This is a genomic window from Pseudomonas sp. FW305-3-2-15-C-LB1 (assembly GCF_058787615.1).
In genome coordinates, this window is sequence record NZ_JBYSZX010000004.1 from 283,340 (window position 1) to 309,228 (window position 25,889).

General features: G+C 61.3%; 25 protein-coding genes. 6 read left to right on the forward strand and 19 right to left on the reverse strand.

Annotation, left to right across the window (positions count from 1 at the left end; all coding sequences use genetic code 11):
• Nucleotides 1-16: 16 nt before the first annotated feature.
• The 5 genes from AC3WP7_RS10690 to AC3WP7_RS10710 form a co-directional block, all read right to left on the reverse strand.
• Nucleotides 17-1,042, reverse strand: a complete 1,026-nt coding sequence (locus tag AC3WP7_RS10690) for a putative 2-aminoethylphosphonate ABC transporter substrate-binding protein (RefSeq protein ID WP_093120574.1) — start codon at nucleotides 1,040-1,042, stop codon at nucleotides 17-19.
• Between the two features lie 18 nt (nucleotides 1,043-1,060).
• Nucleotides 1,061-2,767, reverse strand: a complete 1,707-nt coding sequence (locus AC3WP7_RS10695; protein ID WP_102591815.1) for a putative 2-aminoethylphosphonate ABC transporter permease subunit — start codon at nucleotides 2,765-2,767, stop codon at nucleotides 1,061-1,063.
• Nucleotide 2,768: 1 nt separating this feature from the next.
• Entirely contained in the window at nucleotides 2,769-3,833 is a 1,065-nt protein-coding gene (locus AC3WP7_RS10700) for a putative 2-aminoethylphosphonate ABC transporter ATP-binding protein (RefSeq protein ID WP_102591814.1), read from the reverse strand.
• Between the two features lie 237 nt (nucleotides 3,834-4,070).
• A complete protein-coding gene (locus AC3WP7_RS10705) occupies nucleotides 4,071-4,934 on the reverse strand; it encodes a LysR family transcriptional regulator (RefSeq protein ID WP_071490404.1) in 864 nt (287 codons plus the stop codon).
• A 16-nt stretch (nucleotides 4,935-4,950) separates the two neighbouring features.
• The gene (locus AC3WP7_RS10710; RefSeq protein ID WP_102591813.1) at nucleotides 4,951-7,203 is read right to left on the reverse strand and encodes a heavy metal translocating P-type ATPase; all 2,253 of its coding nucleotides are present in this window, start codon (nucleotides 7,201-7,203) and stop codon (nucleotides 4,951-4,953) included.
• An 85-nt stretch (nucleotides 7,204-7,288) separates the two neighbouring features.
• Here AC3WP7_RS10710 and cadR point away from each other — a divergent pair, with 85 nt between their 5' ends.
• Entirely contained in the window at nucleotides 7,289-7,729 is a 441-nt protein-coding gene (gene cadR, locus AC3WP7_RS10715; protein ID WP_092241870.1) for a Cd(II)/Pb(II)-responsive transcriptional regulator, read from the forward strand.
• Between the two features lie 138 nt (nucleotides 7,730-7,867).
• Here the strand turns inward: cadR and AC3WP7_RS10720 are convergent, their stop codons facing one another.
• The 3 genes from AC3WP7_RS10720 to AC3WP7_RS10730 all read right to left on the reverse strand — a co-directional run bounded on the left by AC3WP7_RS10720 (nucleotide 7,868) and on the right by AC3WP7_RS10730 (nucleotide 10,429).
• The gene (locus tag AC3WP7_RS10720; RefSeq protein WP_092241868.1) at nucleotides 7,868-8,701 is read right to left on the reverse strand and encodes a thymidylate synthase; all 834 of its coding nucleotides are present in this window, start codon (nucleotides 8,699-8,701) and stop codon (nucleotides 7,868-7,870) included.
• A gap of 54 nt (nucleotides 8,702-8,755) precedes the next feature.
• The gene (lgt, locus tag AC3WP7_RS10725) at nucleotides 8,756-9,568 is read right to left on the reverse strand and encodes a prolipoprotein diacylglyceryl transferase (RefSeq protein ID WP_071490408.1); all 813 of its coding nucleotides are present in this window, start codon (nucleotides 9,566-9,568) and stop codon (nucleotides 8,756-8,758) included.
• Nucleotides 9,569-9,646: 78 nt separating this feature from the next.
• On the reverse strand, nucleotides 9,647-10,429 hold the full coding sequence (locus tag AC3WP7_RS10730) for a sulfite exporter TauE/SafE family protein (protein WP_071490409.1): 783 nt from the start codon (nucleotides 10,427-10,429) through the stop codon (nucleotides 9,647-9,649).
• 120 nt (nucleotides 10,430-10,549) lie between these two features.
• On the opposite strand from AC3WP7_RS10730, the gene AC3WP7_RS10735 reads away from it, so the two are divergent.
• Nucleotides 10,550-11,296: an NRDE family protein gene (locus tag AC3WP7_RS10735; RefSeq protein WP_092241863.1), complete on the forward strand. Its 747-nt coding sequence runs from the start codon at nucleotides 10,550-10,552 to the stop codon at nucleotides 11,294-11,296.
• A 125-nt stretch (nucleotides 11,297-11,421) separates the two neighbouring features.
• Here the strand turns inward: AC3WP7_RS10735 and ptsP are convergent, their stop codons facing one another.
• Nucleotides 11,422-13,701: a phosphoenolpyruvate--protein phosphotransferase gene (ptsP, locus tag AC3WP7_RS10740; RefSeq protein WP_092241860.1), complete on the reverse strand. Its 2,280-nt coding sequence runs from the start codon at nucleotides 13,699-13,701 to the stop codon at nucleotides 11,422-11,424.
• Nucleotides 13,702-13,723: 22 nt separating this feature from the next.
• A complete protein-coding gene (locus tag AC3WP7_RS10745; protein ID WP_003176750.1) occupies nucleotides 13,724-14,203 on the reverse strand; it encodes an RNA pyrophosphohydrolase in 480 nt (159 codons plus the stop codon).
• A 143-nt stretch (nucleotides 14,204-14,346) separates the two neighbouring features.
• On the opposite strand from AC3WP7_RS10745, the gene AC3WP7_RS10750 reads away from it, so the two are divergent.
• Nucleotides 14,347-15,003 (forward strand): histidinol-phosphatase, encoded by a 657-nt coding sequence (locus AC3WP7_RS10750; protein ID WP_092241857.1) that lies wholly within the window; start codon nucleotides 14,347-14,349, stop codon nucleotides 15,001-15,003.
• A 102-nt stretch (nucleotides 15,004-15,105) separates the two neighbouring features.
• Here AC3WP7_RS10750 and AC3WP7_RS10755 read toward each other — a convergent pair whose 3' ends face one another.
• Both AC3WP7_RS10755 and ilvA read right to left on the reverse strand, forming a co-directional pair.
• Nucleotides 15,106-15,519, reverse strand: coding sequence for a DUF2269 family protein (locus AC3WP7_RS10755; protein WP_093120559.1), 414 nt, complete (start codon nucleotides 15,517-15,519; stop codon nucleotides 15,106-15,108).
• A gap of 40 nt (nucleotides 15,520-15,559) precedes the next feature.
• On the reverse strand, nucleotides 15,560-17,074 hold the full coding sequence (gene ilvA / locus AC3WP7_RS10760; RefSeq protein ID WP_092241852.1) for a threonine ammonia-lyase, biosynthetic: 1,515 nt from the start codon (nucleotides 17,072-17,074) through the stop codon (nucleotides 15,560-15,562).
• Between the two features lie 137 nt (nucleotides 17,075-17,211).
• On the opposite strand from ilvA, the gene rpiA reads away from it, so the two are divergent.
• On the forward strand, nucleotides 17,212-17,886 hold the full coding sequence (gene rpiA / locus AC3WP7_RS10765) for a ribose-5-phosphate isomerase RpiA (protein ID WP_016979019.1): 675 nt from the start codon (nucleotides 17,212-17,214) through the stop codon (nucleotides 17,884-17,886).
• Here rpiA and AC3WP7_RS10770 read toward each other — a convergent pair.
• From AC3WP7_RS10770 to AC3WP7_RS10785, 4 genes are all read right to left on the reverse strand, one after another.
• Nucleotides 17,873-18,781 carry an SdiA-regulated domain-containing protein gene (locus AC3WP7_RS10770; protein WP_092241850.1) on the reverse strand — a complete coding sequence of 303 codons (909 nt, stop codon included), beginning with the start codon at nucleotides 18,779-18,781 and terminating at the stop codon, nucleotides 17,873-17,875. The genes rpiA and AC3WP7_RS10770 overlap by 14 nt on opposite strands.
• 120 nt (nucleotides 18,782-18,901) lie before the next feature.
• Nucleotides 18,902-19,828, reverse strand: coding sequence for an SdiA-regulated domain-containing protein (locus tag AC3WP7_RS10775; protein WP_093120554.1), 927 nt, complete (start codon nucleotides 19,826-19,828; stop codon nucleotides 18,902-18,904).
• Nucleotides 19,829-20,055: 227 nt separating this feature from the next.
• Complete coding sequence (locus AC3WP7_RS10780) at nucleotides 20,056-20,721, reverse strand: fumarylacetoacetate hydrolase family protein (protein WP_071490417.1); 666 nt, start codon at nucleotides 20,719-20,721, stop codon at nucleotides 20,056-20,058.
• Nucleotides 20,722-20,742: 21 nt separating this feature from the next.
• Complete coding sequence (locus AC3WP7_RS10785; RefSeq protein ID WP_102593223.1) at nucleotides 20,743-22,137, reverse strand: FAD-binding oxidoreductase; 1,395 nt, start codon at nucleotides 22,135-22,137, stop codon at nucleotides 20,743-20,745.
• 205 nt (nucleotides 22,138-22,342) lie between these two features.
• Here AC3WP7_RS10785 and serA point away from each other — a divergent pair, with 205 nt between their 5' ends.
• A complete protein-coding gene (gene serA / locus AC3WP7_RS10790) occupies nucleotides 22,343-23,572 on the forward strand; it encodes a phosphoglycerate dehydrogenase (protein WP_071490418.1) in 1,230 nt (409 codons plus the stop codon).
• A 64-nt stretch (nucleotides 23,573-23,636) separates the two neighbouring features.
• Here the strand turns inward: serA and AC3WP7_RS10795 are convergent, their stop codons facing one another.
• The gene (locus AC3WP7_RS10795) at nucleotides 23,637-24,077 is read right to left on the reverse strand and encodes a DUF4399 domain-containing protein (protein ID WP_058426501.1); all 441 of its coding nucleotides are present in this window, start codon (nucleotides 24,075-24,077) and stop codon (nucleotides 23,637-23,639) included.
• A gap of 134 nt (nucleotides 24,078-24,211) precedes the next feature.
• Between AC3WP7_RS10795 and AC3WP7_RS10800 the strand changes: the two genes are divergently transcribed.
• Nucleotides 24,212-24,739, forward strand: coding sequence for a transporter substrate-binding domain-containing protein (locus tag AC3WP7_RS10800; RefSeq protein WP_093120548.1), 528 nt, complete (start codon nucleotides 24,212-24,214; stop codon nucleotides 24,737-24,739).
• Here the strand turns inward: AC3WP7_RS10800 and AC3WP7_RS10805 are convergent.
• Nucleotides 24,690-25,172, reverse strand: coding sequence for a 2-thiouracil desulfurase family protein (locus AC3WP7_RS10805; RefSeq protein ID WP_102593222.1), 483 nt, complete (start codon nucleotides 25,170-25,172; stop codon nucleotides 24,690-24,692). The two genes, AC3WP7_RS10800 and AC3WP7_RS10805, sit on opposite strands and share 50 nt — an antisense overlap.
• Nucleotides 25,173-25,174: 2 nt before the next feature.
• On the reverse strand, nucleotides 25,175-25,807 hold the full coding sequence (locus AC3WP7_RS10810) for a 2OG-Fe(II) oxygenase (RefSeq protein WP_071490421.1): 633 nt from the start codon (nucleotides 25,805-25,807) through the stop codon (nucleotides 25,175-25,177).
• Nucleotides 25,808-25,889: the final 82 nt, after the last annotated feature.

The following is a 25,889-nucleotide window of genomic DNA, read 5'->3' on the forward strand; positions in this document are numbered from 1 at the left end:
GCCCCAACGAAAAACCTTACTGCCCTGCCACTTTCTCCGACTTGCCGTCATAGCGCTTGCGCCACTCGGTCAAGATGCTGTCGCGGTTCTTCGACGCCCAGGCAAAGTCGTTCTTGATCAAACGCTGCTCGTAGTCGGCCGGCAATTCGGTCTGCGGCTTGGCGATACCCGGCTGGGCGAGCACGGCAAAGTTGTCCTTGTACAGCTCCATGGCCGCCGGGCTGGCGGAGAAGTCGGCGAGCTTCTGCGCGGCGTCCTTGTGCGCGGTGCCTTTGATCACCGCGGTGGCTTCGATATCCCAGCCCAGGCCTTCCTTCGGCAGGATGATGTCCAACGGCGCGCCCTGGCGTTTCAGCTGTACCGCCGGGTATTCAAACGAAATGCCGATCGGGAATTCACCGGAAGCCGCCAGCTTGCACGGCTTGGACCCGGAGTGAACGTACTGACCGATGTTCTGGTGCAGGTCGTCCATGTACTGCCAGCCTTGCTTTTCGCCGAAGGTCTGCAGCCAGGCGCTGACGTCAAGGAAACCGGTGCCGGACGAGGCCGGGTTGGGCATGACGATCTTGCCCTTGTACTCAGGCCTGGTCAGGTCCTGCCAGCTCACCGGCTTGGTCAGGCCCTGTTTCTCGGCTTCAACGGTGTTGAAGCAGATGGTCGCCGCCCACACGTCCATGCCGACCCACGCCGGTGGGTTGGCGGCATCGCGATAGTTCTTGCCGATCTTGTCCAGGTCCTTGGGCGCGTAGTTGTCCAGCATGCCTTGCTGGTCGAGGATCGCCAGGCTGGAGGCGGCCAGGCCCCACACTGCGTCGGCTTGCGGGCGGTCTTTCTCGGCCAGCAGCTTGGCGGTGATGATGCCGGTGGAATCACGCACCCATTTGATTTCGACGTCGGGGTTAGCCTGTTCGAAGGCCTTTTTGTAGGTCTTCAATTGCTCGGCTTCGAGGGCCGTGTACACGGTCAACTCGGTTTTTGCGGCAAAGGCATTCACGCTGAATGCCGTGAGTACCGCCGCGACCAGCGCCAGGGGCTTGAACATGGAACACCTCCTTCAGGATTATTGCCCGGGCGCGGTCTGGCGCCAGGCTTGGGAGCGGCGCAACGCGCCACGTGAAGCCCACGCCAGCAGCAGCGAAACGCCGGCCGAAGTGAACAGGATCAGGGTCGACATGGCCGCCGCACCGCCCACGTTGCCGGCGTCGTCCATGTTCAGCACGGCAACAGCGGCGAGGATGGTGTCGGGGCTGTAGAGGAAGATCGCGGCGGACACGGTGGTCATCGCCGACACAAACAGATAGCGCACGATGTCCAGCAGCGCCGGCAGGCAGATCGGCACCGTCACCTTCAAGTAATGCCGGTACAGCGGCGCCTTGAGGGACAGCGCGGCGGCTTCGAACTCGGCGTCGAGCTGGCGCAGTGCGGTGGTCGCGGTCATCTGTGCAGTGGTCAAATAATGCGCAATGGTGCACACCACCAGCAGGGTCATGGTTCCGTAGAACACATGCAGCGGATTGCCGTTGAGGTTGAAAAAGAACACGTAGCCCAGGCCCAGCACCAGGCCCGGCACGGCCATCGGCACGAAGCTGAGCATGCGCAGGGCCAGGTTGAGGCCCTTCTGGCCCTTGGTTTTTTCCATCAGGTAGGCGCCGGTGAAGATCAGCACGCTGCCGATCAACGCGGTGCACAGGGCCAGGGTCAGGCTGTTGCGGTAAGCCAGCCAACCGCCGCCGGCTGTGTCCTCGAACTGGTAATGGTTGAGGGACAGCGACAGGTTGTACGGCCAGAATTTCACCAGCGAGGAATACACCGCCATGCCAAACACCAACAGCAATACCGCGCACATCAGCAGCACGATGGCCAGGTAGCAGGCGTCTCGCAAGGCCGATGGCACCGGTTGAAATACTTGCGCACGGCCGCTCATGGAGTCGCCGTGACGGCGGCGCAGCCAGGCATCCACCCCAAAGCTGAACAACGCCGGCAACAGCAACACCATGCCGATCAGCGCACCGCGCCCGAACTGCTGCTGGCCGACCACCGCCTTGTAGGCCTCCAGGGCCAGCACCTGATAATCGCCACCCACCACCACGGGCACACCGAAGTCGGTGATGGTCAGGGTGAACACCAGGCAAAACGCGGCGAACCCCGCCTGGCGCGTGGCCGGCCAGGTGATGCTGCGAAACGCCCGGGCCGGGCTGGCGCCCATGCTGGAGGCGGCATCGAACAGGCGTGCATCCGCCAGGGACAGCGCCGACAGCAGAATCATCAAGGCATGTGGGAAGGTGTAGATCACCTCCCCCAGCACAATGCCCCAGAAACCGTAGATGTTCTCCGAAAGCAGCCCGCGCAGCATGCCCTGGTTGCCAAACAGATAGACCAGCGCAATGCCCGGCAGCATCGACGGCGCCATCAGCGGCAGCAGTGACATACCGCGCCAGATCGCCTTGCCGGGAATCAAGGTGCGTTGCAGGGCGTAGGCAAACAGGTAGGCCAGCGGTACGACGATGGCCGCCACGCTCAGGGACACTTTCAGGCTATTGCCCAGCAGCCAATGGAAGTTGGCGCTGGTCACCAGCTCCCGCGCCGCCACCAGGCCACCGCCCTGCCCGGCCTCGCTGCTGAAACCGCGCCAGAAGATCGCCAGCAACGGCATCAATACAGCGATACCCAACAGCAACAGCCACAGCAGTTTGCCGCCGACGACGAAAATTCTGTCGCCGGTTTCGGCACGGGAAACCTGGCGTGGCAGTGTCATCACAGCAGCCATCTCAGGCAAACACCTGCAGGCTGCGCGGCGGCAAGGCCACCCAAATGTGCTGTGCCCCCAGGCGCGGCATGGCTTCCGGGGCCAGTTCGGCGAGCAGCGGGTGGCCGGGCAATTGCTCCAGCTCAAAGCTCATGCGGCAGCGGTTGCCAAGGAAGGTGATCTCGCGCACCTTGGCCGGGAACAGGTTTTCTTCATGCACCGACGGGTTGACGCTGATCGCCTCCGGGCGACAGAACAGGCGCCCGGACTTGGCCATGCCGGCATCGTCGGCCAGGCGCATGTTCATCCCGCCGACCTGGGCGTGACTGGCACTGTTGCGGCTGAACGGCAGCCAATTGCCCTGGCCGACAAACTCCGCCACGAACGGCGTGGCCGGACGGTCGTAGATCTCCTGGGGCGTGGCGTATTGCTCGACCTTGCCGTTGTTCATCACGGCGATACGGTCGGCCATCAGCATCGCTTCATCCTGGTTGTGGGTGACCATCAACGTAGTGATGCCCAGGCGCCGTTGCAGTTGGCGCAGCTCGGTGCACAGATGCTCACGCACGCGGGCGTCGAGGGCCGACATCGGTTCATCCAGCAACAACAACGAAGGCGCGGGCGCCAAGGCACGGGCCAAAGCGACGCGTTGCTGCTGCCCGCCGGACAGCTGACCGGGGTATTTCTTTTCGCTACCGACCAGGCCGACCAGTTCGAGCATCTGGCCGACGCGCTGGCGCACTTCATCGCGACCACTGCCGGTGAGGCCGTAGCCGATGTTCGCTTCAACGGTGAGGTTGGGAAACAACGCGTAGGACTGGAACAGGATGCCGTAGTCCCGCGCCTGGGGCGGCAGCAGGGAAACATCGCGGTTGCCCAGGTAAAGCTCGCCGCTGTCCTGGCGTTCCAGGCCGGCGATACAGCGCAGCAAGGTGGTCTTGCCGCAACCGGACGGGCCCAGCAGGCACACCAGCTCGCCAGCGGCGACGTCCAGGGACACGTTGTCCAGCGCGGTAAAGGCGCCGAAGCGTTTCTGGATACCCCGCACCTTCATGGGCGCGCCGGGTTGGGTCAGGGCTGTGTTCATGCAAGGCACCTCATCGAACGGATGAAGGCCATGCTAGGGGGGCAATGCGTCCCTGGTGTGGCAGAAAGGCAAAACCCGATGATAGTGGTATTCGTGGATTTGGGTAGGGCTCTCAGCGGTGAGTTGCCTGGTCTATCGCTATCGGGGGCAAGCCCCCTCCCACATTCCGAGCGTGTGAACCCGAAACGTGTGGGAGGGGGCTTGCCCCCGATTGGCCCTCAAGGCGATCACCACGCTTCAGAGCGGCGACATTTCCTGCGCCAACCCCAGAAAAGCCGCCGGCAGGCGAGCACTTTTCCGTTCTTTGAGGCAGTACAGATACTCCGGAATCTGCGGCGCGTTCTCGATGGTCAGCACGCGCAATTGCGGGTCATGGGGCACTTCCTGGCGGGCAATGATGCTGATGCCGATGTTGCGCAGCACCGCTTCACGAATCGACTCGCGGCTGCCGATTTCCAGCAGCGGTCCGAAGCTCACACCTGCGCTCTGCAACAGTTCTTCGGTCAAACGTCGCGTGGTAGAGCCCGCTTCACGCATCAACAGCGTGTGCCCGGCCAACGCGTTGAGCGGCACATGGTCGAGCTTGGCCAACGGATGGTTGCGGTGCACCGCCAGCACCAGGGGATCGGTGCCCAGAACACGGCGAATCAGGCGTGGGTCTTCCAGCAGTTGCGAGGAGGCCGCAACGTCGACACGGTAATCGTCCAAGGCTTCTAGCACTTGTTGGGAGTTGCCGATTTCCACCGACACTTCCACCTGCGGCAGGCGTTCGCGAAAGGCTTTGACCAGGTCGAGGATGTAGTACGGCGCCGTCGCGGCAATCCTCAGTGCGCCTTGGACCTGGCCGTTGTTGCGCAGGAAAAACTCGATATCCGCTTCCTGCTGCAACAGCGCCTTGACCATCGGCAGCAGCCGCGCGCCCTCGTCGCTGACGGTGAGGCGACGCCCGCCACGGTAGAACAATTCAATGCCGTATTGGCTTTCCAGATTGCGGATCTGGGTGGTGACCGTGGGTTGGCTCAGGCCGAGTTTTTTCGCCGCCTGGGTAATGCTGCCCAGGCGGGCGACCATATAAAACGCCTTCAACTCGGCACTCAGCACACCACCCTCTCATCGTCTATTTGCGCAACAGGCGCAGGCCATTGAACACCACCAGCAAGCTCACGCCCATGTCGGCGAACACCGCCATCCACATCGTGGCCATGCCCAGGAAGGTGACCGCGAGGAAGATCGCCTTGATCACCAGCGCCAGGGCGATGTTCTGCTTGAGGATACTCGACGTTTGCCGCGACAGACGAATGAAAGCCGGAATCTTGCGCAGGTCATCGTCCATCAAGGCCACATCAGCAGTCTCGATAGCCGTGTCGGTACCCGCTGCAGCCATGGCAAAGCCGATCTCGGCGCGGGCCAGGGCCGGGGCGTCGTTGATGCCGTCGCCGACCATGCCCACGCGGTGGCCTTGGCCGTAGAGGGTTTCGATGGCTTGCAGCTTGTCGGTCGGCAACAGGTCGCCCTGGGCCTGGTCGATGCCAACCTGCGCGGCAATCGCCTGGGCGGTGTGGGTGTTGTCACCGGTAAGCATCAAAGTCTTGATGCCCAGTTCGTGCAACTGCTGGATGGCTTCGCGGCTGCTGTCCTTGACCGTGTCGGCCACGGCGAACAGCGCCAGTGGGCCGGACTTGTCGAGCAGCAGCACCACGGACTTACCTTGTTTCTCCAGGGCGAAGAGTTTTTCTTCCAGCGCCGGCGAGCACAGGCCCAGGTCTTCCACCAGGCGGTGGTTGCCCAAATGGTAGGTTTCGCCGTTGATCTCGCCGCGCACGCCGCGACCGGCCAGGGCGGCAAAGTTATCCACAACGTGGGTAGGCAGATTTTTATCCACAGCCGCATTGGCGATCGCCAGCGACACCGGGTGATCGGAACGCCCAGCCAGGCTGGCGGCCAATGCCGGTGCGCTGTCTTCGACGTTGGGGAATAGCGCCAGGTAATCGGTTTGCACCGGTTTACCGTGGGTAATGGTGCCGGTCTTGTCGAGAGCCAGGTAATCGAGCTTGTAACCGCCCTCCAGGTACACGCCGCCCTTGATCAGGATGCCTTTGCGCGCTGCCGCCGCGAGGCCGCTGACGATAGTCACCGGGGTGGAAATCACCAGTGCACACGGGCAGGCGACCACCAGCAGCACCAGGGCGCGGTAGATCCAGTCGAACCAGGCGCCGGCCATGAACAACGGCGGGATCACCGCCACGCCCAGGGCAAACAGGAACACCGCCGGGGTGTAGATTTTCGAGAAGCTGTCGACGAAGCGCTGGGTCGGTGCCCGTGCGCCCTGGGCCTGCTCCACCGCGTGAATGATGCGCGCCAGGGTAGAGTTGTTGGCGGCGGCAGTGACTTTATATTCCAGGGAGCCAGCCTGGTTGATGGTGCCGGCGAAGACTTTGTCGCCCACGGTCTTTTCAATCGGCAGGCTTTCACCGGTGATCGGCGCCTGGTCGATGGTGGATTGGCCAGCGGTGACTTCGCCATCCAGGCCGATGCGCTCGCCAGGCTTTACCCGCACGATGGCGCCAAGATCGATACTCTTGACCTCTTGTTCAGCCCAAGACCCATCAGCCTGCTGCACAGTGGCCTGCTCGGGCGTCATCTGCATCAAGCCGCTGATGGCATTGCGCGCACGGTCCAGGGATTTGGCTTCGATCAACTCGGCCACGGTGAACAGGAACATCACCATCGCCGCTTCCGGCCACTGGCCGATCAGGATCGCACCGGTTACCGCGATGCTCATCAGGGCATTGATGTTCAGGTTGAGGTTTTTCAGGGCAATCCAGCCCTTCTTATAGGTGGTGAGCCCGCCACTGAGGATCGACACCAGCGCGACGATGGCAATCACCCAGGTCGGCGCGGCGCTGGTGAAGTGCAGCACTTCGGCGCCCAACGCGCCGATGCCGGACAACGCCAGCGGCCACCAGTGTTTCTTGGCGGGCGGTTCGGCGGCGGGTGTGCCTTCTTCGATGGGATCGGCCTGCATGCCCAGGGACTTGATGGCGTCAATGATCGGCGCCGTCGTCGGCAGGTCGTGGGTGACACCGAGGATGCGGTTGATCAGGTTGAATTCCAGTTGCTGCACACCCGCAAGCTTGCCCAGTTTGTTCTGGATCAGCGTCTGCTCGGTGGGGCAGTCCATGGCTTCGATGCGAAAGGTGCTCAGCCGCGAGCCGGCGGTGGGCGCTTCGCTCAATTGCACCAACGCCGGGGCCGGGGTGCCGGAACAGCAGGAGCCACCGTGGCCATGGTCATGCACGGGCGTGAGTTTTTTCGGGCCATGATCGTGATCATGCTCGTGTTTATGCGGGGTGTGGATGGAATCGCTCATTCTGTCGCGTCCGTAAAGGTGCCTGTTGCCAAGTAAAGACCCTGTAGCCACTATAGGGTCAAGCACCCATTTGGAGATTGTTGCGATGAAGATCGGCGAACTGGCCAAACTGACCGACTGTCCGGTGGAAACCATCCGTTACTACGAGAAGGAAGGCCTGCTGCCGCCGCCGGCGCGCACCGATGCCAACTACCGCGTATACACCCAGGCACACACCGAGCGGTTAGTGTTTATCCGCAATTGCCGCAGCCTGGACATGACCCTGGAAGAAATCCGCAGCCTGCTGGGGCTACGGGACAGCCCCCAGGACCAGTGCGAAAGCGTGAATGCGCTGATCGACGAGCATATCCACCACGTGAAAGCGCGGATCGATGGGCTGTTGGCGTTGCAGGAGCAATTGCTGGACCTGCGCCAGCGCTGTGGTGGCGGGGATCACTGTGGGATTTTGCAGCAACTGGAGGTCAGCGGAGGTGTTGCCGCCAGCGAGGCCGAGCCCTCACATGTGGGCAGAAGCCACGGCCATTAACTCAAGGCAACACGGTTCCAATGTGGGAGGGGGCTTGCCCCGATGGGGAGTTTCAGCCACCCAATACTTGGCTGATCCACCGCTATCGGGGGCAAGCCCCCTCCCACGCAAGCCCACACTTTAACACCAGGACAGTCGCTAGATGGCGACGTCAGCCTTGATGCTTGGGTCGGCGTCGTAGCCCACGATCTCGAAGTCTTCGAACTTATAGTCGTAGATCGACGCAGGTTTGCGCTTGATCACCAGTTCCGGCAGCTTCTTCGGCGTGCGCGCCAGCTGGGTGCGGATCTGGTCCATGTGGTTGCTGTAGGCGTGGGTGTCGCCGGTGGTGACGATGATCTCATGGGGGATCAGGTCGCACTGCTGGGCCAGCATATGGGTGAGCAAGGCCAGCGCGGCGGTGTTGTACGGCAGGCCGAGGAAGACGTCGGAGCTGCGGATATACAACTGCATCGACAGGTGACCGTCATGCACGAACGCCTGGTACAGCAGGTGGCACGGTGGCAGGGCTTGTTTGCCGTTGCGGGCGTTTTCCTGGGGGCTCTTGGTTTCGTCCGGCAGGTACTCGACGTTCCAGCCGTGGAACAGGATGCGGCGGCTGTTGGGGTTGGTCTTGAGGGTGTGGACCATGTAGTCGATCTGGTTGATCGTGCCGCCGTCCTTGGTTGGCCAGGCGGTCCACTGTTCGCCGTACACCGGGCCCAGATCGCCGTCTTCGGTGGCCCATTCGTCCCAGATGCGCACGCCGTTTTCGTTCAGCCACTTGATGTTGGTGTTGCCGCTCAACATCCAGATCAGTTCATTGGCAATGCTTTTGAAGTGAAGCTTCTTGGTGGTCAGCAGCGGGAAGCCGTCGGCCAGGTTATGCCGATACTGACGGGCAAACACGGCTTTGGTGCCGGTACCGGTGCGATCGCCCTTGGTCAATCCATTGGTCACGACGTCGTTCAGTAGCTCGAGATATTGCTTCATGTTGGTACCCGTATCGTTGAAGCCCAGGCCAGATAAAGACCTGGGCATTCGAATTTAAAGCGCGGTGTTCTTCAGAGGTTGCGGGCGGTTGTACGCCCACCACAGCAGGCCCAGGCCACCGATGATCATCGGCAGGCTGAGGATCTGGCCCATGGTCACCCAACCGAACGCCAGGTAGCCCAGTTGCGCATCCGGCACACGCACGAACTCGACGATAAAGCGGAAGATCCCATAGAACAGCGCGAACATGCCGGAAACCGCCATGGTCGGGCGCGGTTTGCGCGAAAAGATGTACAGGATAAGGAACAGCGCCACGCCTTCCAACGCAAACTGGTAGAGCTGCGACGGGTGGCGCGGCAGTTGCGCCGGATCGCTGAACGGCGGGAACACCATGGCCCACGGCACGTCGGTCGGCTTGCCCCACAACTCGGCGTTGATGAAGTTGCCGATACGCCCGGCGCCCAGGCCGATCGGCACCATCGGCGCGACGAAGTCCATCAGTTGGAAGAACGACTTGCCGTTGCGGCGACCGAACCACCAGGCAGCGATCATCACACCGATAAAGCCGCCGTGGAACGCCATGCCGCCTTTCCATACTTCGAAGATCAATGTCGGGTTGGCGATGTACGCGGACAGATCATAGAACAGCACGTAGCCGAGTCGCCCGCCGACAATCACCCCCATCGACAGCCAGAAGACCATGTCGGAGAGTTTCTCCTTGGTCCAGGTCGGGTCGAACCGGTTCAGGCGTCGGGAGGCCAGAAACCAGGCACCGCCGATGCCGATCAGGTACATCAACCCGTACCAGTGGATTTTCAGCGGACCGATGGCCAGGGCCACCGGGTCGATCTGCGGGTAAGGCAGCATTGCGACTCCTCGTTAAATCATTCGTTAGGCGTGCGGACCATGCCGGGCCGCGATTAAGCCTGCATTACTCAAGTTTTTTCAAAGCAAAAAGTTCAAACCGACACAGAACAGCAACCCGGCGAACAACCGCTTGAGCAAACGCGGCGACAAGCGATGCGCCAGGCGTGCGCCGAAACGGGCGAACACCATGCTGGTCAGGGCAATGCCCAACAGCGCTGGCAAATACACGAACCCTAGACTATGAGCGGGCAACAGCGGGTCATGCCAGCCCAGAATCATGAAACTTAATGCACTGGCCACCGCAATCGGCAAGCCACAGGCCGATGAAGTGGCCACCGCCTGCTGCATCGGCACGCTGCGCCAGGTCAGGAACGGCACGGTCAGCGAACCGCCGCCAATTCCGAAAATCGCCGAGGCCCAGCCGATAAACGTCCCCGCCACGGTCAGGCCAACCTTGCCCGGCACCGTACGGCTGGCCTTGGGCTTGACCTCCAGGGCCAGCTGCACGGCCACCAGCAAGGCAAACACGCCAATGATCTTTTGCAGGTGCGGGCCGGAAATCGCCTCGGCAGTCAGCGCGCCAAAGCCGGCGCCAATCAGGATGCCCACGGTCATCCACACAAAGATCGGCCAACGCACCGCGCCCCGCCGGTGGTGTTCACGCACGGCATTCACCGAGGTAAAGATGATCGTCGCCAGGGAAGTACCCACCGCCAGGTGGGTCAGCACCTGCGGGTCAAACCCCTGCAAGGTGAAGCTGAACACCAGCACCGGCACGATGATGATCCCGCCGCCCACGCCGAACAGCCCGGCGAGCACGCCCGCACAGGCGCCGAGCAGCAAATACAGCAGAAATTCCATGGGAGCCCCCGAACCAAGTCCGGCATGTTAACGGATGGAAGGCATGCGACCCAACTGGATACGATGGAACGCCTCTGCTTGAGTGGGTAGAGTGGTTGAAAACACAAAAGGGATCGCCTGATGTGCCTGATTGTTTTTGCCTGGCGGCCGGGCCACGCCCAGCCGCTGATCGTCGCGGCCAACCGCGATGAGTTCTACGCCCGCCCCAGCCTGCCGCTGGCCCAGTGGCCGGATGCGCCACAGGTGTACGCCGGCCGTGACCAGGAAGCCGGTGGCACTTGGCTGGGCGTGAACGCCGACGGGCGCTTCGCTGCCCTGACCAATATCCGTGATCCTCATCAACCGCCGGCCCGTAAGTCACGGGGGGAATTAGTGGCGCGGTTTCTCAACGGTTCGCTGCCGATTGACGAATATTTAGCCGATGTTAACGGCCGTTCGATTGAATATGCCGGATTCAATCTGCTGGTGGGCACGCGGGATGAGCTGTGGCATTACAACGCCAACCATACCGAGCCCACGCGCCTGAAGGCCGGGGTGTATGGGCTATCCAACGCGGGGCTGGATACGCCGTGGCCCAAGTTGCTCAAGGCCAGGGCGGCGTTGAGCGCGCTGTTGGATGATCCGCAGCCGGAGGCACTGTTGGGGATTTTGAGTGATCCGCAGACAGCGCCGTTTGCCGATCTGCCAGATACAGGGGTGGGGTTGGCGACGGAAAGTTTATTGTCGAGCGTGTTTATCGCCAGCCCAAGTTATGGGACCAGGGCGAGTACGGCGTTGATCGTGAATGCGGATGGGTCGCGGCGGATGGTGGAGCGCAGTTTTGGGCCGCATGGTGGGCGGCTTGGCGAGGTTGAACTCAATATCTAGCCACACCACAAAACCAAATGTGGGAGGGGGCTTGCCCCCGATAGCGGTGTGTCAGCAACACATTTGCTGCTGACACTCCCTCATCGGGGGCAAGCCCCCTCCCACATTTTGATTTGTGTCAGGCCTTACAAGGTTTTGGCCGAGGCCGGGTTGATCATCCGCGTCAGTCCCAGGTTTTTCAAGGCTAACTGCAACGAGCTGTGGATAACCTGCGGGTTGTCGATAGTCATCAACTTCGCCAGCAGCTCCTTGGCCATGCTCAGCTCCACCTGGCGCAGCATCCACTTCACCTTAGGCAAGTTGGTGGCGTTCATCGACAGGCTGTCAAAGCCCATCGCCATCAACAGCACCGCCGCCGCCGGGTCACCAGCCATTTCGCCGCAGATGCTCACCGGCTTGCCTTCGGCATGGGCGTCGCGCACCACATGTTGCAGGGCTTGCAGCACCGCCGGGTGCAGGTAGTCGTAGAGGTCGGCCACCCGTGGGTTGTTACGGTCCACAGCCAGCAGGTATTGAGTCAGGTCGTTGGACCCCACTGACAGGAAGTCCACCTGCCGCGCCAGTTCCTTGGCCTGGTACACCGCCGCCGGGATCTCGATCATCACGCCAATCGGCGGCATCGGTACGTCGGCGCCTTCATCGCGTACTTCGCCCCAGGCGCGGTGGATCAGGTGCAGCGCCTCTTCCAGCTCATGGGTGCCGGAGATCATCGGCAGCAGGATGCGCAGGTTGTTCAGGCCTTCGCTGGCCTTGAGCATGGCGCGGGTCTGAACCAGGAAGATTTCCGGGTGGTCGAGGGTGACGCGAATGCCGCGCCAGCCGAGGAACGGGTTGTCCTCTTTGATCGGGAAATACGACAGTGACTTGTCGCCGCCGATGTCCAGGCTGCGCATGGTCACTGGCAACGGGTGGAAGGCCTGCAGTTGCTCGCGATAGATCGCCAGCTGCTCCTTCTCGCTCGGGAAACGCTGGTTGATCATGAACGGCACTTCGGTGCGGTACAGCCCCACCCCTTCGGCGCCACGCTGTTGCGCACGGGCCACGTCGGCGAGCAGGCCGGTATTCACCAGCAGCGGCACACGGTGACCATCGGTGGTCACGCATGGCAACTCGCGCAATGAATCGAGGCCCAGCGCCAGTTGCTTCTCTTCCTCGACCACTTCGGCGTATTGCTTGCGCAGCACTTCGCTGGGGTTGGTGAAGACTTCGCCGCGATGGCCATCGACAATCATGTCGATACCATCCACCTTGGAATACGGCAGGTCTACCAGGCCCATCACCGTCGGGATGCCCATGGCCCGGGCCAGGATCGCGACGTGGGAGTTACCCGAGCCGAGTACCGACACCAGGCCGACCAGTTTGCCTTCCGGCACTTCGCCAAGCATCGTCGCGGTCAGCTCTTCGCTGATCAGGATGGTGTTGTCGGGGTAGACCAGGTTGGTGGTGCGATCTTCCTGCAGGTACGCCAGCAGACGGCGACCGAGGTCGCGCACATCCGAGGCCCGTTCGCGCAGGTAGGCGTCGTCCATCAGTTCGAAACGGTTGACGTGATCGGTGACCACCTGGCGCAGCGCACCCTGGGCCCACTGGCCGGTCTTGATCACGGTCTTGACTTCATTACCCAGCGACGCGTCGTCGAGCATCATCTGGTACACGTCGAACAGCGCGCGCTCTTCGGGGCGCAGTTGGGTGGCCAGCTTGGTCGACAGGTTGCGCATGTCGGCGCGCACGCCTTCCAGGGCGGTCTTGAACAGTTTGATTTCAGCGTCGATGTCGGTGACGGTCTTGTCCGGCACCACGTCCAGATCCGCCGGCGGCAGCATGACCACCGCCGTACCGACCGCAGCGCCTGGCGAACCGGGTACACCAACGAACTTGGCTTCCTGGATACCCTTGCCTTCGCGCCCCAGGCCGCGAATCGAGCCAGTGGCCTCGGCGTGGGCGATAACCCCGGCGAGCTGCGCGCTCATGGTCACGAGGAAGGCTTCTTCACCTTCGTCGAACTGACGGCGCTCTTTCTGCTGGATGACCAACACGCCGACGACGCGGCGGTGGTGAATGATCGGTGCCCCAAGGAACGAGGCGTAACGCTCTTCACCGGTTTCGGCAAAGTAGCGATAACGCGGGTGATCGGCCGCGTTTTCAAGGTTCAGGGGTTCTTCACGCGTCCCCACCAGGCCCACCAGACCTTCATTGGGCGCCATGCTGACCTTGCCGATGGAGCGCTTGTTCAAGCCCTCCGTGGCCATCAGCACAAAACGGTTGGTCTCGGGGTCCAGCAGGTAAACCGAGCAGACCTGGCTGCCCATGGCTTCCTTGACGCGCAACACAATAATCCCCAACGCCGCCTTGAGATCCTTGGCGGAGTTAACTTCCTGGACGATCTTGCGCAGCGTATTGAGCATGGCTCGGGGTCGAACTCCGTCGTCAGTCGCGCGCTAAAAGGCGCGGGGCAAGCTCTTTGAGCGCGCGACGATAAACCTCGCGCTTGAATGTCACCACCTGGCCCAACGGATACCAATAGCTGACCCAGCGCCAGCCATCGAACTCCGGTTTACCGGTCAAATCCATCCGCACCCGCTGCTCATTGGAGATCAGGCGCAGGAGAAACCATTTCTGCTTCTGGCCGATACACAGCGGTTGGCTGTGGGTACGCACCAGGCGTTGCGGCAAACGATAGCGCAACCAGCCACGGGTACAGGCCAGAATCTGCACATCTTCGCGCTCAAGGCCGACTTCTTCGTTCAACTCGCGGTACAAGGCGTCTTCAGGGGTCTCGTCGGGGTTGATTCCACCTTGAGGAAACTGCCAGGCATCTTGGTTGATTCGGCGAGCCCATAGCACCTGTCCGGCATCATTCGTAAGAATAATCCCGACATTAGGACGGAAACCATCGGGGTCGATCACGGCAACAACCTCGCAAACGCATGTCGCCGCATTGTTCCACAAAGGTTGATGAAGCGGCAACGAGGCTTCGTACCTTATGTGCACTCTTGTGAAAAGACCGTATTCTGGACGCCTTTTTACAGACTTTTCAGCGAGTAACTGCAATGCGCCTGGCTTTATTCGACTTGGACAACACCCTTCTCGGCGGTGACAGCGATCACGCCTGGGGCGATTACCTCTGTGAACGCGGGATTCTCGACCCGGTGGCCTACAAGGCCCGCAACGACGAGTTCTACCAGGATTACCTGGCCGGCAAGCTGGACAACGCCGCCTACCTGAACTTCTGCCTGGAGATCCTCGGCCGCACCGAGATCACCCAGTTGAACGAGTGGCACAACGACTATATGCGCGACTGCATCGAGCCGATCATGCTGCCGCTGGCCATTGAGCTGCTGGCCAAACACCGCGCCGCCGGTGACAAGTTGGTCATCATCACCGCCACCAACCGTTTCGTCACCGCGCCGATTGCCGCACGCCTGGGCGTTGAAACCTTGATCGCCACCGAGTGCGAGATGGAAAACGGCCGCTACACCGGGCGCAGCACCGATGTGCCGTGCTTCCGTGAAGGAAAGGTGACCCGCTTGAACCGCTGGCTGGAAGAAACCGGGTACAGCCTGCAAGACAGCTATTTCTATAGCGACTCGATGAACGACTTGCCGCTGCTGGAGCAAGTGACTCACCCGGTGGCGGTGGATCCGGACCCGAATCTGCGGGCCGAGGCCGAGAAACGCGGCTGGCCGGTGATCACGCTGCGCAGCTGATGAAGCTATCGGGGGCAAGCCCCCTCCCACACTTGATCGGGTTCACACGGTCAAAATGTGGGAGGGGGCTTGCCCCCGATGCAGACGACTCGGTCCAAAGCCTTAAACCGGCTTGGCGCCCATCAGACCGGCAATCGCCACAAACCCCGCCAGACTGACCACCGCCAGCACCAGCGTGAAGTTCAGGCTACCACCCTCGCCTTTGCGCAGGCGATTGAGCCGCGCCACCAGCCAGAACCAGGCCAGCGCCGCCACGGTATAGAGGATGCTGGAACCCAGGATCCAGGTCTGGCCCAGCGGCCAGCCAACCAGGTGCACCAGCCACCAGCCGGTAAACGGCATGCTGACCACGCACACGCCCATCAGCAACCAGACGAACGCCCACGGGCGCTGCACGGTCACCGCCGGGCCGGCGCTGCGTTTGCGCCAGGCCAGCAGCGCCAGGCCAAGGCCACTGAGCAGCAACACCACGGTGGCTGCCATGTGGATAACTTTCAGGGTGGTCAGGGTTTCCATGTGTCGTTTTCCTTGAAGGCCGCCCCTTCAGCGTAGTCGCTCAACCGAGGAACAGTTTGTAGGCCGGGTTATCGCTTTCATCCCAGTACGGGTAGCCGATGGCTTCCAGGGCGGCCGGTACCAGGTGACGTTCATCCGCCGGCACTTGCAGGCCGGCGACTACACGGCCGTCTGCTGCGCCGTGGTTGCGATAGTGGAACATCGAGATGTTCCAGCGCCCGCCCAATTTGTTAAGAAAGTTGAACAACGCCCCCGGACGCTCCGGAAACTCGAAGCGCAACACCACTTCATCGCTGACCTTGGCCGCGTGCCCGCCCACCATGTGACGAATGTGCAACTTGGCCAGTTCGTTCTCGGTCAGGTCCAGCACCGGGAACCCCTGGCGGGTCAGACTGGCGATCAGGGCACTGCGCGGATCGTTTTCCGGATGGGTCTGTACGCCGACAAAGATGTGCGCCTCGCTGCCGGAGTGGTAGCGGTAGTTGAATTCGGTGATCTGGCGTTTACCCACGGCCTCGCAGAACGCCTTGAAGCTGCCGGGCTTCTCGGGGATGGTCACGGCGATGATGGCTTCGCGGCCTTCACCCAGCTCGGCGCGTTCGGCCACGTGGCGCAGGCGGTCGAAGTTGACGTTGGCGCCAGAGTCGATGGCGACCAGGGTCTGTCCGGTGACGCCACGGGTCTCGACGTACTTCTTGATCCCGGCCACGCCCAAAGCCCCTGCCGGCTCGGTGATGGAACGGGTATCGTCGTAGATGTCCTTGATCGCCGCACAGATCTCGTCGGTGTTCACGGTGATCACTTCATCCACATAGTCCTTGCAGATGTCGAAGGTGTGCTGGCCGATCTGCGCCACCGCCACGCCATCGGCAAAGATGCCCACGGTCGGCAGCACAACGCGCTCGCCAGCAGCCATGGCGGCTTGCAGGCAGTTGGAGTCGTCCGGCTCGACGCCGATGATCTTGATCTCGGGGCGCAGGTATTTCACGTACGCCGCAATACCGGCGATCAGCCCGCCGCCGCCCACCGGTACGAAAATCGCGTCCAGCGGCCCTGGATGCTGACGCAGGATCTCCATCGCCACGGTGCCCTGCCCGGCAATGGTGTGCGGATCATCGTAGGGGTGGATATACACGTAGCCTTTTTCGTCGACCAGTTTGAGCGAGTAGGCCAGGGCTTCCGGGAACGAATCGCCATGCAGCACCACTTTGCCGCCACGGGAGCGCACGCCTTCGACCTTGATTTCAGGCGTGGTCTTGGGCATCACGATGGTGGCCTTGACCCCCAGCACCTTCGCCGCCAGGGCCAGGCCCTGGGCATGGTTGCCGGCCGACGCGGTGACCACGCCGCGCGCTCGTTCTTCGGCGCTCAGTTGGGTCAGCTTGTTATAGGCGCCGCGAATCTTGAACGAGAACACCGGCTGCAAGTCTTCACGCTTGAGCCAGACCTGGTTGCCCAGCCGCTCGGAGAGCTGACGGGCGGTCTGCAACGGTGTTTCTACGGCAACGTCGTAAACGCGCGAGGTGAGGATCTTTTTGACGTACTGTTCAAGCATCGGCGGATATCACTGGGCGGGTTGGGCAGGGCCAAGGAGTCTAACCCAGCGTTTGGGCGGGCGACCACACGAATCCAGAGGTTTTGTTGGGTTATACTCGCGCCCCTCGATAACTCCCCGCCCGTTCCGGAGCCCGCATGACCCAGGATCAACTCAAACAGGCAGTGGCCCAGGCCGCCGTCGATTTAATCCTTCCTAAACTCGACGACAAGAGCATCGTCGGTGTCGGCACCGGCTCCACCGCCAACTGCTTTATCGATGCACTGGCCCAGCACAAGGGCGCATTCGATGGCGCCGTGGCCAGCTCCGAAGCCACCGCCGCACGCCTCAAGGGCCACGGCATTCCGGTGTACGAGCTCAACACCGTGAGCGACCTGGAGTTCTACATCGACGGAGCCGATGAAAGCGACGAACACCTGAACCTGATCAAGGGCGGCGGCGCAGCCCTGACACGCGAGAAGATCGTCGCGGCTGTGGCCAAGACCTTCATCTGCATCGCCGACGCCAGCAAGCTGGTGCCGGTGCTCGGTGCCTTCCCGTTACCAGTGGAAGTGATCCCGATGGCCCGCAGTCACGTGGCCCGCGAGCTGGTGAAGCTGGGCGGCGACCCGGTGTACCGTGAAGGTGTGCTGACCGACAACGGCAACATTATCCTCGATGTGTTCAACATGCAGATCACCAATCCGGTGGAGCTTGAAACGCAGATCAACGCGATTGTCGGCGTGGTCACCAACGGCCTGTTCGCGGCGCGTCCGGCCGATGTGCTGCTGCTGGGCACCGCCGAAGGCGTCAAAACCCTCAAGGCTTCTTGAAGACGTAGAACAGGTTCGGCTCGCTGACGAGGTACAGCGCGCCCTCGTCATCCATGGCGATGCCTTCGGCCTGCGGCACTCGCTTCGTCAGGCCATGGCGTCCGTTGAGCAGTGACAGACTGCTCAACGGGCGACCGTCGATATCCAGTTCCAACACCAGAAACGACTCATCCGACAGCGCCAGCAGATGGCCGCTGCGCTCATCGTATTGCAGGCTCGACAGGTCACGCACAAACAACCCGGCGTCGCGCTTGGGGTTATTGATCACGTGTACCGAGTAGGTTTTTTCCGGTTTGAAATGCGGGAAGCCATGCACCTCATAGATCAGCATCGGGTCGCGCTCCTTGGCCACGAACAGGCGCTTGCCCACCGAGTCGTAGGCCAGGCCTTCAAAGCCCTTGTTGCCACCGACATGCAAACCCAGGGTCATCTGCTCTGCATCGGCGGCGTCGAGGAATTGGGTGTCATCGTCCACATGCACCTTGATCAGCCGCTGCTGGCGCTCATCGCTGATGACATAGATGTTGTCGCTGATGAACTCCACGGCTTCGGCATCGCCGAACCCGATCAAGGGGATGCGCCGCAGGATCTTGCCCTCCAGGGACAATTCGATCAGCTCGGCGTTTTTATTGGTGACGGTGAACAGGCTTTTGCGCACCGGGTCGTAGGTCAGGGCCGAGACATCGTCGTCGAGCCCCTCAATGGCCTGGGCCTCCAGCGTGACGCGGTAGTCCGCCAGCCCGATGGAGCGTTCGTCCGCTGGCTGGCGCCATACCTGCCAATTGAACCAGGCACGTTCGAACAGGCGAAAATGCTGCGCAACGGCCCCGGCGCTGACTAGGGCGATCAGCGCAAGCATGATGAACAGGGGTTTGGGGCGGGCTAGTCGTTGCATCGGGCGGGCTCAAATTCAAAAGTGGCGAATGAATATCACGCCCATCTGAATTTAAACTTAAACACGCCCGGATGTCTGGCAGATGCCGCTCACAGAGACATATCTGACGTAATCGGTGTGCTATTTCTGCTTTTCGAACCGATAGAACAGGTTTGGCTCACTGACGATGTACAGCGTGCCCTCCTCGTCCATGGTCACCCCTTCGGCACGGGGAATGGTGTGCTTGAGGCCATTGAAACCGCCGAGCAGGGTCATGAAGCTGACTTGCTGGCCCTTCTCGTCCAGCTCCAGCAACAGATGGGAGTCGGCCGACAGCACCAGCAAATGCCCGGTACGCGGGTCGACGGACAGGGCCGAGAGGTTGCGCATGTCCAGTTCTTTGCTCGCCAGCGTTTGTTTATCGCCCGCCAGGGTCGGGCCGCCGTCGCTTTTCCAGGTAAACAGCGCGGGCGGGCGCTCTTCGCCAAGGATCAACTGCTGGTTACGCTTGTCCCACGTGATGGCTTCGAAGGCCTTGTTCTGGTCCTTGGACGGGCCTAGGTCATAGCTGGTGAAGTCGGCCTTGTTCAGTTGGGTGGTGCTCGCATCGACCTTGACGATGGTCAGGGTGTGCTGGCGCTCGTCGACCACCGCCAACAGGCCATTCTCCATCACGGTCACGCCTTCCGGGTTGTCCCAGCCGTTGAGCGGCATCTTGCGCAATACATCGCCTTGCAGGCTCAACTCGGCCAGGAACGGGTTTTTGCCCATCACGGAAAACAGGGTTTTGGTCTGTGGGTTGTAGGCAACGTCTGACGCTTCGTCCTTCTCCATCCCGGGCAAGAGCTTGCCATCGATGACCGCATGGTAGTCCGGCAGCCATACGCTCTGCTGGCGTTCAGCCGGCGTCTCAAAGCGCTCCAGCACCCACAACACACCGCGATCATCCCAGTGCAGGGCCCAGGCCACGCCATACAGGATCACCCCTGTCAGCAACAGCCAGGAATACCAGCGCATGGCAAAACGGGAACGCGGCTTGGGTGAAGCGGAGGGCAGGGACACGGCCATTGGGCGCTTTTTCCGGAAAGTCAGCGTTAGGTGATAGCACAGGAACAACGGGCCTGCGCGAACGAGGCTGAGGATTATCCGGATGGCGTGTGAAAAAAATGCAAAAGCCTGGGATGTGGGAGGGGGCTTGCCCCCGATTGCTGAGTGTCTGGCAACAGATGTTTGACTGATAAACCGCCATCGGGGGCAAGCCCCCTCCCACAATGTTGACCGCGTTTTGTCAGTGCTTAACGAACAACACTTTCAAAACGATGCTGGCCCGCCAGTTCCAGCACCAACTCATCCCCCACATTCAGCGGGCCTACACCGGCCGGGGTGCCGGTGAGGATCACGTCGCCCGCCTGCAGCGAGAAGCAGCCGGCCATGTGCTGGATCATCGGGATGATCGGGTTGAGCATCTGCGCGCTGTTGCCGTCCTGGCGCACCTCGCCATTGATGGTCAGGCGGATGCCGATGTCGGTCACGTCCGCAAAGGTACTGCCCACCACGAACGGCGCAATCACCGCCGCACCGTCGAAGGACTTGGCGATTTCCCACGGCAGGCCCTTGGCTTTCAACTCGGCCTGCTTGTCGCGCAGGGTCAGGTCCAGGGCCGGGGCGAAGCCGGAGATGGCATCCAGCACTTCTTCACGGCTGGGCTTGTTCGACAATGGCTTGCCGATCAACACCGCGATCTCCGCTTCGTAATGCACCGAACCGCGCTCGGTGGGGATAGTGAAACTGTCGCCCAACGGCACCACACAGCTGCCCGGTTTGATGAACAGCAACGGTTCGGTCGGTACCGGGTTGTCCAGTTCCTTGGCATGTTCGGCGTAGTTACGCCCGATACACACCACTTTCCCCACCGGAAAGTGGATGTTGGTGCCGTCGACATACTTGTGCTGGTAGCTCATGGAACGACTCCTTCAGGGCGATTAAACAGCGAAGATCTTGCCAGGGTTCATGATCCCGTTCGGGTCGAACACTGCTTTGACAGCCTTCATGTATTCGATTTCAACCGGCGAGCGACTGTAGGTCAGGTAATCGCGCTTGGTCATGCCAACGCCGTGTTCAGCGGAGATCGAGCCGTTGTATTTCTCGACGGTTTCGAACACCCACTTGTTCACAGTGGCGCATTTGGCAAAGAACTCGTCCTTGCTCAGGTTTTCCGGCTTGAGGATGTTCAGGTGCAGGTTGCCGTCGCCGATGTGGCCGAACCAGACGATTTCGAAGTCCGGATAGTGCTCGCCGACGATCGCGTCAATTTCCTTCAAGAACGCCGGTACTTTGGAGACAGTCACCGAAATATCGTTCTTGTATGGGGTCCAGTGGGAAATGGTCTCGGAGATGTACTCGCGCAGTTTCCACAGGTTGTGCAGCTGGGTTTCACTCTGGCTCATCACACCGTCCAGCACCCAGCCTTGTTCCACGCAGTGCTCGAAGGTTTCCAGTGCGTGGTTGGCGACTTCTTCGGTGGTGGCTTCGAATTCCAGCAGCGCATAGAACGGGCACTCGGTTTCGAACGGCGCCGGCACGTCGCCACGGCCCATGACCTTGGTCAGGGCCTTGTCGGAGAAGAACTCGAAGGCGGTCAGGTCCAGCTTGCTCTGGAACGCGTGCAATACCGGCATGATCGAATCAAAGTCAGTAGTGCCGAGCACCATGGCGGTGAGGTTTTTCGGCGCACGGTCCAGGCGCATGGTGGCTTCGACCACAAAGCCCAGGGTGCCTTCGGCGCCGATGAACAGTTGGCGCATGTCGTAGCCGGTGGCGTTCTTGATCAGGTCGCGGTTCAGCTCCAGTACATCGCCCTTGCCGGTGACGACCTTCATGCCGGCCACCCAGTTGCGGGTCATGCCGTAGCGAATGACCTTGATTCCGCCGGCATTGGTGCCGATGTTGCCGCCAATCTGGCTGGAACCCGACGACGCGAAGTCCACCGGGTAGTACAGGCCTTTTTCTTCGGCAACGTTCTGCAATTGCTTGGTGACCACGCCCGGCTGGCACACGGCGGTGCGGTCGGTGAGGTTCACGTCGAGGATCTGGTTCATGTAGTCGAACGACACCACCACTTCGCCATTGGCCGCCACGGCAGCGGCCGACAGGCCAGTACGCCCACCGGATGGCACCAGCGCCACCTTGTGGGTATTGGCCCAACGCACGATGGCCTGGACCTGCTCGGTGGTCTTGGGGAAGACGATGGCGGTCGGGGCGGGTGCGAAGTGCTTGGTCCAATCCTTGCCGTAAGCCTCCAGGGAGTCTGCATCGGTCAGCACTTTGCCGGGCTCAACCAGGGTCTTTAGCTCATCAATCAGGGCAGGATGGGTCATCGACAGAACTCTCGAACAATTCATGGTCATCCTGAGAACGCTTCACGTCGCAGGAATGAGTGTTTAGCGGGGCGCGTATGCTAGCATACCGCCCCCGCAGGACAGAGCCCAAGGGCGTTTCTGCGGTGACGGCTTTCCTGCCGTCCGGGTCAGCTTAAGCGATCCGATTCCCTGCCATTTTTCTCCGGGATACAGGTTTACGCAGATGAGCAAGACTTCTCTCGATAAGAGCAAGATCAAGTTCCTTCTTCTGGAAGGCGTCCACCCATCGGCCGTCGAAGTACTGAAGGCCGCCGGGTACTCCAGCATTGAGTACATCACCAGTTCTCTGCCGGAAGCCCAGCTCAAGGAAAAGATCGCCGACGCGCACTTTATCGGCATTCGCTCCCGCACTCAGCTGACCGAAGAAATCTTCGATCACGCCAAGAAACTCGTGGCGGTCGGCTGTTTCTGCATCGGCACCAACCAGGTCGACCTCTCTGCTGCGCGCGAGCGCGGCATCGCGGTGTTCAACGCACCGTACTCCAACACCCGTTCCGTGGCGGAGCTGGTGCTGGCCGAGGCCATCCTGTTGTTGCGCGGCATTCCCGAGAAGAACGCTTCCTGCCACCGTGGCGGCTGGATCAAGAGCGCGGCCAACTCCTTCGAGATCCGCGGCAAGAAGCTGGGCATCGTCGGTTACGGCTCGATCGGCACTCAGTTGTCGGTCCTGGCTGAAGGCCTCGGTATGCAGGTGTTCTTCTACGACACCCTGACCAAGCTGCCATTGGGCAACGCCACCCAAGTGGCCAGCCTGACCGAGCTGCTGGGCATGTCCGACATCGTGACCCTGCACGTTCCGGAAACTGCCGAGACCCAGTGGATGATCGGCGAGAAGGAAATCCGCGCCATCAAGAAGGGCGGCATCCTGATCAACGCCGCACGCGGCACCGTGGTCGAGCTGGACGCCCTGGCCGATGCGATCAAGGACAAGCACCTGATCGGCGCCGCCATCGACGTGTTCCCGGTTGAGCCTCGCTCCAACGACGACATCTTCGAAAGCCCGCTGCGTGGCCTGGACAACGTGATCCTGACCCCGCACATCGGCGGTTCCACCGCTGAAGCCCAAGCCAACATTGGCCTGGAAGTGGCCGAGAAGCTGGTCAAGTACAGCGACAACGGTACCTCGGTATCGTCCGTGAACTTCCCGGAAGTGGCCCTGCCGGCTCACCCTGGCAAACACCGTCTGCTGCACATCCACCAGAACATCCCTGGCGTGATGATGGAGATCAACAAGGTCTTCGCGGAAAACGGCATCAACATCTCCGGTCAGTTCCTGCAGACCAACGAGAAGGTCGGCTACGTGGTGATCGACGTCGACGCCGAGTACTCGGACCTGGCGCAAGAGAAGCTGCAGCACATCAACGGCACTATCCGTAGCCGCGTGTTGTTCTAAGGTTTCGACCGCACCACGAAAAAGGGAGCCCCTCGGGGCTCCCTTTTTTGCATCTGAACAAATCTTACTTGACGTTAACCGTGATCACTTTCGAGGCTACAGTGGGCTCGAACTGGCGGTGCACGTTATCGCCCGCCACCAGTTGCAAGGTGTGCTTGCCTGGGGCCAGTGTCAGTTCGGTTTCGGTTTGCGCCTTGCCGAAATGGATAGAGGTGGCGGTGGCCGGGATCGCCTCGTCTGCTTTGAGCGACGTCACGTCCTGGTCGACCAGCAGGTGATGGTGACCGGCACCGGGCACCTGCTTGTCGATCGGTTCCAGGTCCAGCCCCTTCACGCCAAACTTGACGGTGAAGGTCTTGTCGACGGTGGCGCCATCTTTGGGCGAGACGATAAACACCTCGGCGCCCTTGGGTGCGGGGGTGCGGGGAACATCAGCAGCGTTTGCCAACATCGAAGCACCCAGCATCAGGGAGGCCAGGGTGGCACGGGACAAAAGGGCTTTCATTCGCTTCTCCAGTTTTTCTGTGAAATCTGTAGGGTTAAGACAACTTCGCGACAAATTGCTGTCCAAGGCACTCAACACCATAGCAAAGCGATGCTGACCGGCGCCTCGCACATAAAAATTCTCTAGGAGTGACCATGCGCTTTTCGCCTGGCCTGTTACTGCTGCTTCCCCTTGTGAGCCCCCTGGCTCACGCCGAGCTGGTCGATGATGTGTTCGATCGTGGCGAACTGCGCATCGCCCTTGAAGCCAATACACCTCCGTTCAACTTCAAGGAAGGCGACAAACTCACCGGTTTCGAAGTGGAACTGGGTGAACTGCTGGCAAAGGAAATGGATGTGCGCTCCTCGTTCATCACCACCGATGACGTCGACTTGCTGCCCGGCGTGGCAACCGGCAAGTACGACGTGGCCATCAACCATATCGCTAAGACTGCCGACCTTGAGGATCAGTTCGATTTCAGCGAGGTTTATCGCGAGAAGCCTGATTTGGTGATCCCGTTCCAGAAGGGTAACCCGGCGTTCAAGACGAGCCTGGATGGCGCGCTGAAGCGGGTGAAGGAGGATGGCCGGTTAAAGGCGCTGTCGCAGAAGTGGTTTGAAGGAGAAACCCCGACTACAGCCGCGCCAGTGCCCGCGCAGCCTCAGGCAGCTCCAGCTCACTGAACACCTGCACGCCGTGGCGCTTGAGCAGTGCTGCGGTTACGCCCTCGCCACTCACTTTCACGCCGGTAAAAGTGCCGTCATAGGTGAGCAGGTTGCCACAGGACGGGCTATTGGCCTTGAGCACGGCGATGCGGATAGCGTGGCGTTGAACCAGAGCCAGTGCCTGGCGGGCACCATCAAGGAACGCTGCGCTGAAATTTTCGCCCTCGGCCGTCAGCACCTGGGCACGCCCCTCCCACACATCCACACCCTGCCCGCCTGGGATCTCGGCAGCAGGTCGTGGCGTTGGCAAACCACCCGACACTTCCGGGCAGATCGCAACCACACGCCCCTCGGCCTGCCACGCGGCCAACTGGTCGAACGGCCCGCTGGCGCCACCGTCGTAACGCACCTTGTGCCCGAGCAGGCAGCGGCTGATCAGAATCTTTTGCATGCTCAGAACGGCTCGTTGCCCCGCCGGCGAAACCAGCCGGTGAGGGACAGGCGTTCGCGTGTGGCGGGCATCACTTCGTGGGGCACCTCGCCCGACAGGAACACCACCAGGCTACCGCCGGTGGGCACCACGTCGTATTCGACGCCGTTTTTGAGGTACATGCGCAACTGGCCGCCATGTTCGGGCAGCCAGGCATCGTTCAAGTAGATCACCGCCGAGACCATGCGCCGGTCATCGTCGCGGAAACGGTCCAGGTGCTTGAGGTAAAACGCCCCCGGCGGGTACATCGCGAAATGGCTTTCGAAGTCTTCCAGGCCCAGGAACAGGCCACGGTTCATGGCCAGGCGCAGGCTGTCCATCACCGCCATATAGGTGTCGCAAACCGCCGCATCGCCCTCTTCCAGCCACTGGATGTGGTCACCGCGAATGCCTTCACGGATCTCCTGGCTCGGGCCGCGCCCTACCGCTGCCGGGGCCAGCTCACCTTCGGCCTTGCGTTTACGGCACTCAGCCGCCAGTTCCAGGGTCAGAGCCTGGGGCAGGAAGCCGTCCTGTCGGGACCAGCCCTTTTCGGCCAGGTCGTCGACAATACGTTGCAGCAAGGGGTGATCGAAGGGCATTTGCATGGCGCGCATAGTATCCATACGCCTCTGAATCCGACAGAGCCGCCGAGCGTCTGAATACACTTTAGTCAGGTGACTGATAGGACTTCTCGAC

Bases quoted from the DNA above. Each gene is read 5' to 3' on its own strand.
- lgt (WP_071490408.1), bottom strand. From the start codon at position 9,568: ATGCTGCCTTACCCGCAGATCGACCCGGTGGCCCTGGCCATCGGTCCG.
- ptsP (WP_092241860.1), bottom strand. From the start codon at position 13,701: ATGCTCAATACGCTGCGCAAGATCGTCCAGGAAGTTAACTCCGCCAAG.
- AC3WP7_RS10720 (WP_092241868.1), bottom strand. From the start codon at position 8,701: ATGAAGCAATATCTCGAGCTACTGAACGACGTCGTGACCAATGGATTG.
- cadR (WP_092241870.1), top strand. From the start codon at position 7,289: ATGAAGATCGGCGAACTGGCCAAACTGACCGACTGTCCGGTGGAAACC.
- serA (WP_071490418.1), top strand. From the start codon at position 22,343: ATGAGCAAGACTTCTCTCGATAAGAGCAAGATCAAGTTCCTTCTTCTG.
- AC3WP7_RS10810 (WP_071490421.1), bottom strand. From the start codon at position 25,807: ATGCGCGCCATGCAAATGCCCTTCGATCACCCCTTGCTGCAACGTATT.
- AC3WP7_RS10785 (WP_102593223.1), bottom strand. From the start codon at position 22,137: ATGACCCATCCTGCCCTGATTGATGAGCTAAAGACCCTGGTTGAGCCC.
- AC3WP7_RS10800 (WP_093120548.1), top strand. From the start codon at position 24,212: ATGCGCTTTTCGCCTGGCCTGTTACTGCTGCTTCCCCTTGTGAGCCCC.
- AC3WP7_RS10755 (WP_093120559.1), bottom strand. From the start codon at position 15,519: ATGGAAACCCTGACCACCCTGAAAGTTATCCACATGGCAGCCACCGTG.
- AC3WP7_RS10735 (WP_092241863.1), top strand. From the start codon at position 10,550: ATGTGCCTGATTGTTTTTGCCTGGCGGCCGGGCCACGCCCAGCCGCTG.
- AC3WP7_RS10700 (WP_102591814.1), bottom strand. From the start codon at position 3,833: ATGAACACAGCCCTGACCCAACCCGGCGCGCCCATGAAGGTGCGGGGT.
- AC3WP7_RS10795 (WP_058426501.1), bottom strand. From the start codon at position 24,077: ATGAAAGCCCTTTTGTCCCGTGCCACCCTGGCCTCCCTGATGCTGGGT.
- AC3WP7_RS10730 (WP_071490409.1), bottom strand. From the start codon at position 10,429: ATGGAATTTCTGCTGTATTTGCTGCTCGGCGCCTGTGCGGGCGTGCTC.
- AC3WP7_RS10710 (WP_102591813.1), bottom strand. From the start codon at position 7,203: ATGAGCGATTCCATCCACACCCCGCATAAACACGAGCATGATCACGAT.
- AC3WP7_RS10775 (WP_093120554.1), bottom strand. From the start codon at position 19,828: ATGGCCGTGTCCCTGCCCTCCGCTTCACCCAAGCCGCGTTCCCGTTTT.
- AC3WP7_RS10770 (WP_092241850.1), bottom strand. From the start codon at position 18,781: ATGCAACGACTAGCCCGCCCCAAACCCCTGTTCATCATGCTTGCGCTG.
- rpiA (WP_016979019.1), top strand. From the start codon at position 17,212: ATGACCCAGGATCAACTCAAACAGGCAGTGGCCCAGGCCGCCGTCGAT.
- AC3WP7_RS10805 (WP_102593222.1), bottom strand. From the start codon at position 25,172: ATGCAAAAGATTCTGATCAGCCGCTGCCTGCTCGGGCACAAGGTGCGT.
- AC3WP7_RS10695 (WP_102591815.1), bottom strand. From the start codon at position 2,767: ATGGCTGCTGTGATGACACTGCCACGCCAGGTTTCCCGTGCCGAAACC.
- AC3WP7_RS10750 (WP_092241857.1), top strand. From the start codon at position 14,347: ATGCGCCTGGCTTTATTCGACTTGGACAACACCCTTCTCGGCGGTGAC.
- ilvA (WP_092241852.1), bottom strand. From the start codon at position 17,074: ATGCTTGAACAGTACGTCAAAAAGATCCTCACCTCGCGCGTTTACGAC.
- AC3WP7_RS10690 (WP_093120574.1), bottom strand. From the start codon at position 1,042: ATGTTCAAGCCCCTGGCGCTGGTCGCGGCGGTACTCACGGCATTCAGC.
- AC3WP7_RS10780 (WP_071490417.1), bottom strand. From the start codon at position 20,721: ATGAGCTACCAGCACAAGTATGTCGACGGCACCAACATCCACTTTCCG.